Genomic DNA, 15,647 nt, shown 5'->3' on the forward strand with positions numbered 1-15,647 from the left:
CCCCATGCCCCATGCCCCATCCCCCATCCCTAATCCTTAACCAATACACCATTGAGAAAGATATCAGCAAGTCCTTCTGCCATTTGTTGCATTTCTTGGGGTGAGGCGTCAGGTTCCATGAGGGTGTTGTTGGAAAAACCTGCGATCGCAAACATTCCCAAAAAAACTTTAGCAACAAGATTGGCATCCATTTGGCGATAAATGCCTTTATCCATAGCTGTTTGAAAGAATGCTTCGGCCACATCAGTCATTTTGGTGATGACTTCTAATTGAATGCGATCGCGTAAATCTGGGTGAAACTGCACTTCCATAAAACAAACCCGCATCAGATCGGCATTTTTCTGGAAATTCCACATCCGGCGGCGCATCACTTGAGCTACAGCCTTATAGCTGCCCATTTCACTCAATTCGGTCAACAAGTCTGTGAGAATCTCTACCCACCCACTAGTGGCTACTTCCACCAAAATCGCTTTTTTATTAGGAAAATGACGAAATAGCGTACCTTCGGCTACACTTGCTGCTTGTGCTAAGTCACGGGTAGTAGTGCCATCAAATCCTTTGGAGGCAAACAAACGCTGTGCTGCCTGTAGAATGCGGGTGCGCGTTTGTGCCTCTGAAGGCGGGGGAGAATTAAAAACTCGCATAGCAGTTATGGTGAAATCTCCGGAACACGTTTTGTAGCATTATTGTCTAACGTTAAGTACAAAAAGCGCATAAACGCATAAAGCTTAATACAAGATTAACGTCATCTTTGGTAGATAGTTTATTTTCAGGTAGTGTAACTTTACTTTGATTTCTTGCTTATGAACCAGTCCAATTGTTTTCGACCAATGTTGTATTGGTCAAATCAAGTATCCCTAACATTACGTAGGCTGTTTGTCACCTTGTTGTCTGTGATCATGCTTTGGTGGGGATTGCTACCAGAAATCGCTCTGGCTGATACTCAAACAGCACCTCCTCAAACTTCAATACAACCTTACCTAGATCGAGTAATCAAGCAGTTGACAGAATTCCGTCTCGACAATGGTTTAAAGTTCATTGTCTTAGAACGGCATCAAGCCCCAGTGGTTTCCTTTCTTACCTATGCAGACGTAGGTGGTGTGGATGAGCCAGATGGAAAAACAGGTGTGGCACACTTTCTTGAGCATTTAGCTTTCAAAGGCACGACACGCATTGGTACAAAAGATTACAAAGCAGAGAAACCGCTTTTAGATCGTTTGGAGCAGTTGGATACCCAAATTAAAACAGCGAAAGCCGATGGTAAAAAAGATGAAATTGCCCGATTACAAGCTGAGTTTAAACAAGTAGAATCACAAGCAGCCAAGCTAGTCAAGCAAAACGAACTGGGGCAAATTGTGGAACAAGCTGGAGGCGTAGGTTTAAATGCTAACACTTCTACCGAAGCCACCCGTTATTTTTACAGTTTTCCTGCCAATAAGTTGGAACTGTGGATGTCGCTGGAGTCAGAGCGATTTCTAGAACCTGTATTTCGCGAGTTCTATAAAGAAAAAGATGTGATTTTAGAAGAACGACGGATGCGGGTAGAGAATTCGCCCATTGGGCTGATGGTGGAGAAGTTTATCGATACTGCTTACAAAGTCCATCCCTACAGGCGTCCGGTAATTGGTTATGACGAAGATATCCGCAACCTCACACTGGAAGATGTAGAGAAGTTTTTTGCAACCTACTACGTACCAAGCAATTTAACGATCGCCATTGTTGGAGATGTCAACCCGGTTGAGGTGAAAAAACTAGCGCAAACTTACTTTGGACGCTATCAAGCAAAACCAAAAGCTGTTGAGCAAATCCCGGTAGAACCGAAGCAGTCACAAACGCGGGAAGTTACTTTGCAGTTACCTTCTCAACCGTGGTATTTAGAAGGCTATCACCGTCCGGCAATTACTCACCCAGATAATGCGGTTTATGAAATCATTGGCAGTTTATTAAGTGATGGGCGGACGTCGCGGTTGTATAAATCTTTGGTAGAACAGCAACGCTTGGCTTTAAATGCTCAAGGTTTCAGTGGATTTCCGGGGGATAAGTATCCGAATTTGATATTTTTCTATGCTCTCACGGCTCCTGGACATACAGTTGATGAGTTGGCGGTAGCTTTACGAAAGGAAATTGACTCTTTAAAAACTCAGCCTGTAACAGCAATTGAATTGCAGCGCGTGAAAACTCAAGCAAGGGCGACATTGTTACGTACTCTCAGTTCCAATATGGGGATGGCTCAGCAATTGTTGGAATATGAGGTGAAAACTGGTTCTTGGCGAAATTTGTTTAAGCAGTTGGATCAAATTGCGGCGGTGACGACGGCTGATGTTCAGCGGGTAGCAAAGGCGGCGTTTACACCGGAGAATCGCACGATTGGCAAGTTGTTGTCGAAACAGTGATGAAAAACGAACCGCAAAGAAAGCAAAGGAAGAGAAATATGCAGAGGTACAAGGTGAAGGGTAAAAGGCAGATGGGATTTAAAATTCAAAAGAGTAAGAGGCTGTTATCTGCCTTAGTTATTGCTTTTGCTTTTTTACTTTTTACTTTTAACTTTTCTCTGGCGGCGACGGCGGAGGCAAAGCATTATACGGAATTGCAGCTTGCACCGCTAGCTGAGATTAAGTTACCCAAGTATGAAGGGTTTGTTTTGCAAAACGGCTTGGTTGTGTATTTGATGGAGGATCATGAGCTGCCTTTGGTGAATGGTACAGCATTGATACGTACAGGAAGCCGCGTGGAACCATTAGAGAAAGTTGGTTTGGCTGACTTTACAGGTGAGGTGATGAGGACTGGAGGAACTAAGAAGCATTCACCTGATCAGCTAAACGAGATATTGGAACAACGAGCGGCTGCGGTGGAAACTAACATTGGCGAAGCTAGTGGTAATGCCAGTTTTCAAGCACTCAGTGAAGATTTAGAAATGGTATTCGGGCTGTTTGCTGAGGTACTGCGAGAACCAGTGTTTGCTCAGGAAAAGCTAGATTTAGCTAAAACACAAGCCAGGGGTAGTATTGCTCGTCGCAATGACGATCCAGATGAAATCGCTAGTCGGGAATTTCAGAAATTAATTTATGGCAAAGAAAGCCCTTATGCCCGCACGATGGAGTATGTGACGCTGGATAAGGTTTCTCGCCAGGATTTGGTCAACTTCTATCAGCAATATTTCCACCCAAATAATATGATTTTGGGAATTGTGGGGGATTTTGATGCTAAAAAAATGCGATCGCTTATTCAAGCTAAATTGGGCGACTGGAAGCGTAACCCCAAACTTGTTAAACCCCAGTTACCAGAGGTGTCGCCAGCTAATAAGGGCGGAGTGTTTTTTGTGAATCAGCCGCAACTGACGCAAAGTAGTATTCTTGTTGGGCATTTAGGCGGACGATTCGACAATCCAGATTATGCGGCGCTGGATGTGTTGAATGGGGTATTAAATGGCTTTGGCGGACGCTTGTTTAATGAATTGCGATCGCGTCAAGGTTTAGCTTACTCAGTATACGGCTTCTGGAGTCCTCGCTACGATTACCCTGGCATGTTTATTGCTGGTGGACAAACCCGCTCTGATGCTACCGTGCAGTTTGTCAAATCCTTGCAAGCTGAAATCAAGCGTATCCAAGCGCAAAGAGTGACAACAAAAGAACTGGCTTTTGCCAAAGAGTCTACGCTTAACTCCTTTGTTTTCAACTTTCAAGATCCCAGCCAAACCTTGTTAAGGTTGATGCGATACGAATATTACGGTTATCCATCTGATTTCCTGTTTCGCTATCAAAAAGCCGTAGCCGCTACCACAGCGGCTGATGTACAGCGGGTAGCAAAGCAATACCTCAAGCCAGAAAATATCGTGACTTTGGTGGTGGGGAATCAAACCACCATTCAACCACCTTTGACGCAGCTAGCAACACAGGTGACACCCATAGATGTGACTATTCCCACTTCACAACCACAGCTGAAGAATTAATTGAGGTTGCTCGTCCATAGCAAACTCCGATCAAATGACAAGTAGAGACGCAATATATTACGTCTCTACTTGTATAGAACGACCAAAATACCAATATCATCTATAAACTGATCATTTAAAAGACGAAACTCCTTTTCTTATGTCTTTGAAATCAGCCTAAAAACCTTGAATATATCAGATTACATTACAAAATAGTAGAGAGGGATTTTGGATTGGTAGCTTAATCTGATCCCAGAGTGTTTTATTGAATATCACCGTATTTCGGGAGGGAAAAATGGCGAAGATAATAATCTCAAATTTGGATACTAGTAGTAATGAGAATCTGCTCACTGAATTAGAACCTTGGGAAATGAAGTCTGTGGAGGGTGGTTTAAGAAGAAGAAGAAGAAGAGGAACAACTGGAGCAACTGGAGTGACTGGAACAACTGGAAATACGGTCACAATCGACACAAGTGTCTTAACAGCCACGATAGATGATATGAATGATGTTCTTGATCGGCTGTCGTCACAACTCAATCAAACACTTCAGAGTATAGAAGTAGAAGAATAGATGCATGAGTCAGCAGACTGTTTTAAATTAAATTTTCTTCTGATTATCGTGCGTTTTAAATCTAATTAATGTTAGAACGCACGGTTTCTTATTAAAAATACTAACTAATTAATGCTTGTATAAAGCTTTTGGAGCAATTTTATTTAATTTGGGACAATCGAAAATATCAGATTCTCGATTTTTTAATGAAGTCGGGAATCTTGTTGTTAGCTCATGCTAATGCTCTGCTGTCATGTCCTTATAGTGATACCGATTCAATTAATGATTGCAACAAATATTTTAGTAGTAGAGACGTTGCAATGCAACGTCTCTACATGGTCTATCTGTCGCATTCTCTTTTCAAATTGGTATGAGTTTTCCATGCGCTACAACAGGATGCTCCCATATTGACAATTCACATTACTATCAATTAAAAAATAATTTCTCAGCTTTAAACATATATTTTATAAAGACTAAAGACATTTATTTATGTCTTTTTTGCCAGGTTTATAGCCTTGACTTTGCTAATTATTCTGAATAAAAATGGCATTAACGGTTAAGCGAACCACAGCTTAACTGCCCACAAAAACTACTCAATTGAAAACAAGTACTTTAGGAGAAAATCATGGCAACTATCACTCTTTCTGAACTACGCAATGCTGGTTCACAACTGTTTCAAGATTCCGAAAGTTTTCTCAATGACCTTAGCGATGTAGATGCAATCTCCGGTGGTTATGATAAGTTCAGTGACTTTTGGGGATTTGACAAACTAATCGAAGGTTATGTCAATGTATATGCTATCGGTCATGTTACCTACTTAGCTAAATCATTCAGTTCTAATAGCGGTTACTCTGATTACTAATAGCTTAGTAGTAAGATACAAAGCTAGATAGTTCTCCTGGGATCAAAAGTAAATTTAATCTCTGTAATTAATCTGAGATTTATTGATTACCAAATACCCAGGAGAATTAACCAAACTAAGCAATTTACAAATGATTCGCAACAAGTACTTTAGGAGAAAATCATGGCAACTATCACTCTTTCTGAACTACGCAATGCTGGTTCACAACTGTTCCAAGATTCCGAAAGTTTTCTCAATGACCTTAGCGATGTAGATGCAATCTCTGGTGGTTATGATTCTGGCTTCAGCGACTTTCACGGATTTGACAAGCTGATTGAAGGATATGTCAATATCTATGCGATCGGTCATGTCACCTACCTAGCTAAGTCATTCAGTTCTAATAGCGGTTACTAATAGCTCTCCTGGGGTTTAAGAGAAAAGTAATCTCTGTGATAAATCTGAGATTTCTAAATGACTAAACACCCAGGATAAGTAACCAAACTAAGCAATTTACAGATGATTCGCAACAAGTATTTTAGGAGTTAATCATGGCAACTATCACTCTTTCTGAACTACGCAATGCTGGTTCACAACTGTTTCAAGATTCCGAAAGTTTTCTCAATGACCTTAGCGATGTAGATGCAATCTCTGGTGGTTATTCTAGCGTTAGTAATTTTGATGGATTTGAAAAGATAATTGAGGGATATGTGATGGTATATTCCATCGGTCATGTTACCTACTTAGCTAAGTCCTTTAGTTCTCATGACTAATAGCTTTGTAGTTTACTACTGAGCTATCTGGCTCTCCTGAGATAAAAGGTAAAAGCAATCTCAATATCTGAGGTAAATCTGAGATTTATCAATTACCAAATACTCAGGAGAAGCTATAAAGCTAAGATTTCAATAAATAATTTGCAACAAGTACTTTAGGAGTACATTATGGCAACTATAGTTTTTTCAGAACTGCGTAACACTGGTTCTCAATTGTTTCAAGATTCTGAAAGTTTTCTCAATGATATGAGCGATTTAGATTCTATCTCTGGTAGTTATGATTCTGGTTTCAGTAACTATTCGGGATACACAAAGCTAATTGAAGGATATGTCATTACTTATGCTATTAATCAGATTGTCCACTTAGCCAAGTCATTTAGCTCTCACGACAGTTCTAATTACTAATAGCTTTGTAGTTCAATACTGAGCTATCTCGCTCTCTTGGTAGAAAATCAATTCCCAATACGTGAACCAAATAAATTCGGTTTCTATGTATGGGCTTGATTTTCAATCAATCAGGTTATATACCTAGCAAAATGGTTAATCAATATTAACCTTGCCCACATTGTATTTGACTAATATCTAGCTAATTGCTGAGTCCAATTTACTAATTTACAGCTTTATCTGAATTACATTGAGTAATTGTTTGATTATTGCTTGAGAGATGAAGTAAATGGCAAATATCACAATTTCTGAACTGCATATCACTGATTCAGAAATCTTCCTGATCAATGTAAATGATGTGGATTCTATATATGGTGGTGAAGAATACGCTTTTGCTCAGACTTTTAACCTTGGCATGAAAATATTTGAAGCTGCGATCGCAATCTTTGCTATCAACACTATTGTATGGATTGCAAAGTCATTCAACGCTAAATAATTCATGCCACAACAACATTAATTATCTTTTAGTGATGATTTCATCACAACCTGAGACAATGAGCGATAAAAGGTTACTTATGATTGCTTTTTGGACATCTTTATGGTGGATATATAGTTTCTCTATCTACCAAAATGAACTTTTAACTAAGCAAGGATTTTTAGTTGTTAACGTTGAAAATTATCTAAGAGTATGCCACCATTTGTATTGAGTTCTCAAAATGTTTTAGACTACCTCATTTCCCAAGGTTTGTGTACTCAAGAAGATCAGCTTTTGAACAACATTGAGCCAAAACCTGCTAAAAACTTTAACTTGTTACTCAGCTTAGCGGAGGATCGGAAACTCCTCGTTAAGCAAGAGCGTTATAACAGAGAAGGTAAAACGGCTGGTGAGTTTTTTAAGGAATGGCAAGTTCATGAGTTTTTACAAAAATTTCCCAAACTGAGCCCAATTTACTCATGTTTTTCGGAAGCGCTGCATTTTGACGCCACATATTCAATCCTTGTTTTCAATTATTTAAGCAACTATCGTGATCTGACAGATTTTTACATCAAGGAAAATTACTTTCCTAGTGAGATCGCAACGGTAATTGGAACTACTCTGGCGTCAATTCATCGCCTAACTATTGATCATTCAGACTATCGAGAGTTTATCCAAAATGCTGAGGATACAAGTCAACAAACTCCTAATCTAGCTCGTGGTTTAGATAGAATCACTCCGGCGGTGTTTGGTATGGTTCCTAGTTATGGTTTAAAATTCTTTGCGCTTTATCAACGTTATGATAGCCTTGGAAAAGCGATCGCAGATTTGAGCAATGCTTTCACCCCTTGTTGTCTAACCCATAATGATCTGAAGCTGAACAACATTCTTTTATCTTTAGATTGGGAAGACGCAGTTTTTCAAGAATCGCCTACAACTGACAGCATCATTCGATTGATTGACTGGGAACGCGGTGCTTGGGGAGATCCAGCCAATGATTTAGGAACACTGGTAGCCAGCTACCTGCAAATCTGGCTATACAGCTTAGTTACTAGTAACACGATCGCGATCGAAGAATCTTTACGCTTAGCTACAACCCCTTTACAACTCCTGCAACCTTCAATTGCAGCACTGGCTACTGCTTATTTAGCTCACTTCCCCGAAATCTTAGAGCGTCGTCCTGATTTCTTACAGCGAGTCATGCAATTTTGTGGCTTAGCCTTAATTAGAGCCATTCAAGCACAACTCCAGCACGAAAAAACCTTTGGGAATGTGGGTGTTTGTATGCTTCAAGTTGCTAAGAGTTTGCTGTGTCGTCCAGAAGCATCAATTCCTACGATTTTCGGTATGGAAGTCCGGTATCTTGTTCCCACAAGCTTAGCCTCCGTTTAGAAACAGATGTGGACTGGGAAAAGGTTAAGGGGTAAATTTCAGCCTTTCCTCTTTTTCCTTTCCCCCTCCCTGACTCTCCCCAAACTCACAGGCAAAAATATATATGCAACTATTAGATTCATTGGAAAGTCAACTGCAAGATGTTCCAGAGTCGTTGCAGACATCACTGGAAGATATTGTTCATCAGGTTCAAATTGAGTCTCACTATTCTATTAAACACCCAGACTACCAACCTTTGGAATTGCCAGAGTCAGCAGTTTCTCGCTTTCAGCAATTGCCTTTGGATCTCCAGAATAAGTATTTAAGTCTGCAACTGCGTAGTTTTCTTTACGGTATTTATTACAACGGCTCTTTGAAACGTAGCCTCGGCTCTAATGCAGAGGTAACGAATTTAGCACTAAACCAAAATCTCGAAAATAATACCTTGTTAGGCGTAGATTTAGCATTTTACGATCGCCTGCACGAAAGCAACAGGAGTGAAGGTTACTTTAGCCATGATTGGCTAGTAGTCGAAGAAGTAACAGATGACACTTTGATGGTACAAAAGAATGGTTTGACGCTGCATATTGAGCGTCAACTCCATTTGCAACCACAAGATCAAGCTGTCACTGTCGGGAAGTCGGTGGCGATCAAAATGCCTAAGAATATTGTACAAAACGGATTCTATATGGCAGTAGCTAACGCCGCTGCTACCCCAAATCATCAAAATATTGTGCGCGTTTACTTCAACTTAACTCCAGAAGGCGCAGTTGCAGTTATGCACAGTTTGACAACCCAACTTAACGCTCTGGGGATTTCTTTCTCATTTAAAGTGCTATACAACCCTTCGGATTATGATCGTTATGATTCAGCTGTGCTGTACTTTGGCAAAAGCAACTATAAAATTGTTCACCAAGTATTAGAAATGGTGTATGCAGAACACCAATCCCATTTTGATGAGCTAGTACCTCTGTTTACTAAGTTACTAGCACCTGGATTGGCGATCGCAGAAGAACCAAATCAAAAATTTGGCGATCAAGAAAGTTTTGGTACAAACCGCTGTCAAGTTGTTGCCAATGGTTTGCTTGATGCTTGGCAGCAAGGCAATAATACACCAGCCGGTCGGATGGCATTGATCATACAACATTTTTATTTACGGGACATTGAATTGCAGCGTCCTTATCTCAATGCCAACTCAGATGATATCTACACTTGTTTAAATTTATAAAATGGTGAGTTAGGAGGCTTCTGTCTTCTGACTCTACCTAAGCTCGACTTGATCCAAAATTAATAACTTAGTTCTCTTGAGATCTTAAAAAAGAAAATTCCCTACAGAAGGAACGCTCCACCGTTACTTTTATTTATGACATTATGGATTTTGATGCGATAGGCGATGGCGTACCCGCCCGCTGGAAGCGATCGCATTTTATTTGAATTAAAGTTGGGGCGGCAGGCTTCTGATTATAAAATAGCGCAAAATGCCTTAGATAGAATGATTGCAGAGCTAAAACTTTTGGTTGACAGGCTCTAAATCACCCAAAAAGCTATTTCTAAGGCAAAATTTAATATCTTCCAGACATCGCGCTTTCTTTGTCGGCAATGTTAAGAAATATTTCGCCAACAGCATCCGTTGATACTCACACCCTTATATAAAGCCTATATAAACTTGATATTTGCTAATGCAGAGATATATGCAGTTTATATATAAAATAATCTTATGTATTCTTCAGCAGAACCTTTTACAACACAATTATCACTATCACAAAAAGAAATTGCGTTTTTAACAACAAAGTAATGCTTTTTCATCAATAAGCAAACGAAATTTCATAAGATACCTAATTTTTAATAAGCGAACTAAATATCTTCAGACAGAGAATAAAGTTAGTATGATGTTTATCACATCATGTATAAGATTTTATATAAAGCAGCATCCTCAAGATTGGGTAAAGATGTTTACACGACCTGAAAATAGTGATAAACATTTAATCACGGCTGAAAAACGCATAGTTTCCTTGTAAAAAAGCAAACTATTACCGAATTTCGAGTCAAAATTTTTATTTGCGCGATTAAGCATCTAAAAAATCCAAATGTTCAGTGTTACGACAATGATGAATCACACATTACTCATTACAAAATTCTCCGTATTTCCCAGTCTTATTCTCTATTGAAACCGAAGGAAGAAGGATGAATTTGGGTAGGGATTCCAACCTCACCCAAATAGGTGCTGCTGAATTTTTGATTCAACACTTTACTCAAACCCTTGCTTCCTTTGTTGACTGCGTATACGTCTGAACTAGGGTTTGACGTTTTGCCTAATCATCAAGCATGGTCTTGTGTTGGGCTATTTCGGCAAAAACTAGGCTACTTCTTTGTTTGGCTAAGGTGTTAAAAAATAAGCATTTGTCTACTATTAGGAGGCTTTATGATTACACGTGAACAATTTTGGTTGATGACAGATCAGGCTCGATTGGAAGCTGAATATATGGTTGATGAAAAACTAGAATATTTACAAAATGTACCACTCGAAGTGTTGCAAGAGATCTGCTTACAATATCGCTATTTTACTGAGAGTTACCCTGATACTTTGGGAATTTTGATTTCCAAAACTCCTCCAGGAAAGTTTAAAAGTTTAATTGCTGAAATTTTATCTGAAGAGTTAGGTAGTGGTAATGCCGAAGCTGCCCACCTAAAAATATGGGATAATTTTCTCATCAGCCTGGGTGTTAATGAAGATAGACTTGAAATTTCAGCAGATACTAACAACGTAAATCTCCTTAAAGAGCTAATGCAACTGACAAAAGATAGATCGACAGCATATGCTATAGGATTACGTGGTATGGGTGGAGAGTGCCTATGTCAAGTTTATTTAACAGCTATGCACAAGAATATGCTCAATAATTCTTATATTAAAATGAATGATTCCAATATTGATTGGACTTTTTGGGATATCCATGTAGGTGAGGCTGATATTATCCATAATCAAATGGTTAGACAAGCTATTAATGAAATGGTTGATGCTGTTCCAACCCGTATAAATGACCTAGCTGCTGGTTATCATAAGGCTAAACAAAGCTGGGATATTTTCTGGAACAACATTTACAACTCTGCCTTAGTTAAGCAAGCTTAATTATTCACTTACCCCCTCTTAAACCAATTCGCAATTCGCAATTCGCAATTACGTTTTGTGACGTGGATTTAAACCCCGACACAAAACGCGCTGCCTATAGAGGCAGGGGACTTAAACCCCCAAAGTTCCTTAAAACAGCAGGGCTGTTTCATTCCACAAGAAAAAAAAGTTTGTCAATATCATTAGATAGAAATCTTTGAGTTTTTGTGATGAAAGGATAACCATTACGGCGCAGAATATTGAGTGCGATCGCTCTAAGAATTAAGAGATTGACAGGAGCGTTACTCAGATGGATGGTTGAATCGTCTTCATCTCAAGATAGAGAGAGTCCAATTAATAATCTGAATTTGATCCACCTCGATCAATCTCAATCCGGTAACAAACAAATCTCTGCTACAGATGCTGGTAGTGGCTTTGAAATTGTGCTTGACTTCACATTGGATGGAGATTCATAAGGTAGTGGCAGGTCTAACTTATTTGAGAATGTCGCAATTAAAAATACTAGTTCCGATAAGTTAGATTTCCACTTATTCAAGTATAGAGAAGATTACTATAGCAATATCAATCATTTATGAGAGAAAAAATAGCTACAAAGCTTAGAAATAGGTACTTTTAATCTCCGCATTCTCTCATGTTTTAAGTCAGATTGCTATAGTTTTTTACTAAAAGTACCTAACGCGTAAATTATCTTTAGACAACTAACATAAATTAATCATGTTCACAATCGATGAACCGTCTTTAGCTAATGTTCTCGGATTGATGGCATTAGTTAGCTATTCTATAACATTACTCCCCACAATTCTGAGAATTGTTTTTCCCAAAACTAAAGAGACTGGTATTCCTAAATTACTACTGAAACACCGCCGCAGTATCGGTCTTATCTCTTTCTTTTTAGCTTTAGATCACGGATTAATGATGATCCAAAAGAGAAACTTTGATTTTTTTGACCTAAAGACATTTGAAATTTATATCCAAGGAATAACCACTTTGATGATTTTTACACTTCTGGCTGTAACTTCTAACAATTTGAGTGTAAAAACGCTGAAGAATAACTGGAAAAAACTACATAAGCTAACTTACTTAGCTATGTTTTTTTTGGTTTGGCATATCTTGGACAAAATGTCTGGTCATTGGACGTATTTAACTCCTATTAGTATTGTAACTATTATGGGAATTATTGCTTTATTTTTGATCAGGCTTAGGATTGAAGACAGGTAAGCAACAAATATCTGAACCGAAGCTAACTCCAGCAAAGTTGCCAACTAAAATCACTAAATCATGTCACTGTTTGTCAAAAATATTGTGTAATTGGAAGTTCCTTAATGCTGTCAAAACCAATTTATAAGAAACTTATAACAGCCTTGGTAATTAGTACTACAGCCTCTGTGGGTATCAGCTTGTCTAGATTACAGTCGCCATTCAAGATGTTTACACCTGCTGTTAAATCTTTATCTGTCCCAATTATTCAACCCGATCGCACTCTCAAAGACCATTCAGGCTGGATTTATGCGATCGCCATTAGTCCAGATGGCAAAACTCTAGTCAATGGCAGCTATGATGGCACGATTAAGATTTGGAATCTGCATACTGGCAAATTACTGCACACCCTCAAACGTCATACTGATGCGGTGACATCCCTCGCCATCACTGTTGATGGCCGTATCCTTGCTAGTGGTAGCTGGGATAACCGGATTAAGCTATGGAATCTGGAGACGAATACTCTAATAAGTACTCTTGATGGACATAAGGACGATGTAGGGGCTATTGCTATAAGTGCCAACGGTAAATTACTTGCCAGTGGTAGTGCCGACAGGACCATTAAGCTCTGGAATCTGGACACAGGCAAAGAGCTGTTTACGCTCCAGGATGCAGACTGGGTGAGGTCTATTGCTTTTAGTCACGATAATCAGACCTTAGCCAGTGGTAGTACAGATGGCTCCATAAGGATTTGGCAGTTAGATACTCGCAATCCTAAGCTCCTGCACACAATAATGGGGCATTCTCAAGCCGTGTGGTCTGTTGCCTTCAGTCCAGATGGACAGACCCTAGCTAGTGGCAGTGGTGATCAAACAATCAAGCTTTGGCATCTGAGCGATCGCAAAGTGTTACAGACACTGGCGGGGCATTCTGGAGCCGTGTGGTCTGTTGCTTTCAGTCCGAACGGTCAAACTTTAGCCAGTGGTAGTAATGACAGAACAATCAAGCTGTGGCATTTAGCTACTGGTCAACTCATAGGTAACTTTGTGGGCCACACCAACCCTGTGTGGTCTGTTGCTTTCAGTCCAGATGGGCAGACTCTAGCTAGTGGTAGTGGTGATCAAACTATCAAACTATGGACTATAAAGAGTCAATACCTTCGCTAAAAGAAGAGGGTGAAGAGATCAGGGCAAACGCATCTTATTTCCTAATAAAAATTAAAGAGATTTTAAAAGGACATACGCTTGAGTAATTCGTTCATTGGTTGTGACTAAAGTTCCTAGCCCAATTTCAACTTGGAGTTTCTAATGAATTTATGGTTTCGTTTATGGTGGTATTGGTTAGTCATTGTTACCTGTGGGGTAACTATATTTAGCATTAGCTTGCTTATCTTACCAGATTTCATGCAGTTGTTCTTTAACGCGATGTTGTTTTCATCCTCCCAAGCACACACTACATTTGGTGAAATCGCATATTCTTATATTAAATTTTTGTATGGCATACTTGGTGCTGTAATGGTCGGTTGGAGTGTTACTTTGCTCTTCATTCTTGTAGGGCCATTTTATCGCGGCCAACGTGAAGCATGGTACGCCATGACAGTATCAGTACTCGTGTGGTTCATGCTGGACAGTTCGTTGTCTATATCAGCAGGGTTTTGGCAAAATGCTGTCTTCAATACTATATTTCTCATATTTTTTGCAATTCCTCTGGTAGGCACATATCGATATTTTCAAAAATGATCTGCTTACAGCTATTTTCAGCAAGTATGGGCAATTCATTAATTGCCCATACAACAACAGATGTGGTTCAAATACATGAAAATTGCTGTAAGATGTGTTTTATAAACATACAACTTGTGTTTAACAGAATAAATATCGAATTATTAAATAGAAAATACAAAATTTATATATAGATAAGGCGTATACTCGTGGGAGTCGATTAAGAGTTGGAACACGAGAGTGTAAACTGTAGGGTGAGCATTTTAATGCCCACCTCCTATGGTCTTAAGCCTGATTATGCATCACTTTAGATGATTGAGAATTAACATCCCCAGTCAGCTTTGCTACTATTTCGATCTCAGTGATTTGTCGCTTTAACCAATTAGTAAATAAATCTCCCATAATTTTAAGACGTAGCGACTCATCTAATTGAGGTTTAATGATTTCCTCAACGGCAATTATATGTACTCCTTTTAACGTAGTGATTGGCTTGAGAATCTGTGGAGGACTAGCAGAAAAAATCGCTGCTGCAAACTCTGGTCTAAATTCACTCCGAAGACGGATTCCTTTATATCCTCCAGCACGACGAGTTTCTAGATCTTGGATGTACTGGCGGGCGATTTCTTGGAAACTTATTTCGCCTTCTTGTAAAGCATAAAACAGTTCTAGAGCTAAATCTTCATCATCCAATATTACTTCATAAGTTACTGCTCCGATATAATCGAGTTGATGTGCATAAAAAAATGGTTCAACTTTGTCTGCAAATAAATGATTTGCTAGCTTGGCAGATAGGAGGTTAGTTTGGGCTATTGCTTCAAAGTCATCCAGAGAAAGATGATATTTTTCTAACCATGTCCATGTATCTTCTGCTTTCATAAGTTGATTAGCTAAACGTAGGTTGTCTGCTGCTTGTTGCAGTTCTTCTGTTTCAATTTTAATTCCTGCTTTTTCAGCTTCATCGGTAATAAGTTTGCGAGTGGCGATCGCTTCCAATATACTAGGTATTTGACACGAGATTTTGATGTGGTAAAAAATATCCTCAGGAGAAACAGTTAATACTTGAGACATCATCTAATTCCTCCGTTTATCAACCTGTTTTATCGGTGATGCAAGCTGTTTATAGACGACATAAATGTATATATTTTGTCTTTAGTAAATGCAAACTATCGTCTTTACTTAATAGTAGCGTTAATACTTTATCTAGCAACAAATATAGATGTTTTTTAAGTTAAAGACTTTTATTTTTAATGAACATCAGTCATCAATGGTCAGTTTTGTTTACTACT

Annotated in this window: 18 protein-coding genes; 16 read left to right on the plus strand and 2 right to left on the minus strand. The window is 39.0% G+C overall.

The window, feature by feature from the left end; genetic code table 11:
* Window positions 1–29 precede the first annotated feature (29 nt).
* On the minus strand, window positions 30–644 hold the full coding sequence (locus tag IQ246_RS00005; protein WP_193998892.1) for a TetR/AcrR family transcriptional regulator: 615 nt from the start codon (window positions 642–644) through the stop codon (window positions 30–32).
* Window positions 645–803: 159 nt separating this feature from the next.
* Here IQ246_RS00005 and IQ246_RS00010 point away from each other — a divergent pair, with 159 nt between their 5' ends.
* The 16 genes from IQ246_RS00010 (at window position 804) to IQ246_RS00085 (ending at window position 14,382) form a co-directional block, all read left to right on the plus strand.
* Window positions 804–2,393: a pitrilysin family protein gene (locus IQ246_RS00010; protein ID WP_193998894.1), complete on the plus strand. Its 1,590-nt coding sequence runs from the start codon at window positions 804–806 to the stop codon at window positions 2,391–2,393.
* Window positions 2,394–2,431: 38 nt separating this feature from the next.
* Entirely contained in the window at window positions 2,432–3,949 is a 1,518-nt protein-coding gene (locus IQ246_RS00015) for a pitrilysin family protein (RefSeq protein WP_244141884.1), read from the plus strand.
* A gap of 274 nt (window positions 3,950–4,223) precedes the next feature.
* Entirely contained in the window at window positions 4,224–4,499 is a 276-nt protein-coding gene (locus tag IQ246_RS00020) for a hypothetical protein (RefSeq protein ID WP_193998896.1), read from the plus strand.
* Between the two features lie 604 nt (window positions 4,500–5,103).
* Complete coding sequence (locus tag IQ246_RS00025; RefSeq protein WP_193998898.1) at window positions 5,104–5,340, plus strand: hypothetical protein; 237 nt, start codon at window positions 5,104–5,106, stop codon at window positions 5,338–5,340.
* Window positions 5,341–5,502: 162 nt separating this feature from the next.
* The gene (locus tag IQ246_RS00030) at window positions 5,503–5,733 is read left to right on the plus strand and encodes a hypothetical protein (protein WP_193998900.1); all 231 of its coding nucleotides are present in this window, start codon (window positions 5,503–5,505) and stop codon (window positions 5,731–5,733) included.
* A gap of 134 nt (window positions 5,734–5,867) precedes the next feature.
* The gene (locus IQ246_RS00035; protein ID WP_193998902.1) at window positions 5,868–6,089 is read left to right on the plus strand and encodes a hypothetical protein; all 222 of its coding nucleotides are present in this window, start codon (window positions 5,868–5,870) and stop codon (window positions 6,087–6,089) included.
* A 168-nt stretch (window positions 6,090–6,257) separates the two neighbouring features.
* Entirely contained in the window at window positions 6,258–6,494 is a 237-nt protein-coding gene (locus tag IQ246_RS00040; protein ID WP_193998904.1) for a hypothetical protein, read from the plus strand.
* 268 nt (window positions 6,495–6,762) lie between these two features.
* Window positions 6,763–6,969 (plus strand): hypothetical protein, encoded by a 207-nt coding sequence (locus IQ246_RS00045; protein WP_193998906.1) that lies wholly within the window; start codon window positions 6,763–6,765, stop codon window positions 6,967–6,969.
* A 192-nt stretch (window positions 6,970–7,161) separates the two neighbouring features.
* Window positions 7,162–8,340, plus strand: a complete 1,179-nt coding sequence (locus tag IQ246_RS00050; protein ID WP_193998916.1) for a phosphotransferase family protein — start codon at window positions 7,162–7,164, stop codon at window positions 8,338–8,340.
* Between the two features lie 103 nt (window positions 8,341–8,443).
* Complete coding sequence (locus IQ246_RS00055) at window positions 8,444–9,547, plus strand: T3SS effector HopA1 family protein (protein ID WP_193998918.1); 1,104 nt, start codon at window positions 8,444–8,446, stop codon at window positions 9,545–9,547.
* Window positions 9,548–9,712: 165 nt separating this feature from the next.
* A complete protein-coding gene (locus IQ246_RS00060) occupies window positions 9,713–9,850 on the plus strand; it encodes a hypothetical protein (protein ID WP_193998920.1) in 138 nt (45 codons plus the stop codon).
* An 891-nt stretch (window positions 9,851–10,741) separates the two neighbouring features.
* Window positions 10,742–11,446: an iron-containing redox enzyme family protein gene (locus IQ246_RS00065; protein ID WP_193998922.1), complete on the plus strand. Its 705-nt coding sequence runs from the start codon at window positions 10,742–10,744 to the stop codon at window positions 11,444–11,446.
* Between the two features lie 293 nt (window positions 11,447–11,739).
* Window positions 11,740–11,901 carry a hypothetical protein gene (locus tag IQ246_RS00070; RefSeq protein WP_193998924.1) on the plus strand — a complete coding sequence of 54 codons (162 nt, stop codon included), beginning with the start codon at window positions 11,740–11,742 and terminating at the stop codon, window positions 11,899–11,901.
* A 259-nt stretch (window positions 11,902–12,160) separates the two neighbouring features.
* A complete protein-coding gene (locus IQ246_RS00075) occupies window positions 12,161–12,664 on the plus strand; it encodes a ferric reductase-like transmembrane domain-containing protein (protein ID WP_193998932.1) in 504 nt (167 codons plus the stop codon).
* A 104-nt stretch (window positions 12,665–12,768) separates the two neighbouring features.
* Entirely contained in the window at window positions 12,769–13,809 is a 1,041-nt protein-coding gene (locus tag IQ246_RS00080; RefSeq protein WP_193998934.1) for a WD40 repeat domain-containing protein, read from the plus strand.
* Between the two features lie 141 nt (window positions 13,810–13,950).
* On the plus strand, window positions 13,951–14,382 hold the full coding sequence (locus IQ246_RS00085; protein ID WP_193998936.1) for a hypothetical protein: 432 nt from the start codon (window positions 13,951–13,953) through the stop codon (window positions 14,380–14,382).
* A gap of 264 nt (window positions 14,383–14,646) precedes the next feature.
* Here the strand turns inward: IQ246_RS00085 and IQ246_RS00090 are convergent, their stop codons facing one another.
* On the minus strand, window positions 14,647–15,429 hold the full coding sequence (locus tag IQ246_RS00090) for a peptidylprolyl isomerase (protein ID WP_193999183.1): 783 nt from the start codon (window positions 15,427–15,429) through the stop codon (window positions 14,647–14,649).
* Between the last annotated feature and the right edge of the window lie 218 nt (window positions 15,430–15,647).

Source organism: aff. Roholtiella sp. LEGE 12411, assembly GCF_015206995.1.
In the GTDB taxonomy this organism is placed as follows: domain Bacteria; phylum Cyanobacteriota; class Cyanobacteriia; order Cyanobacteriales; family Nostocaceae; genus Komarekiella.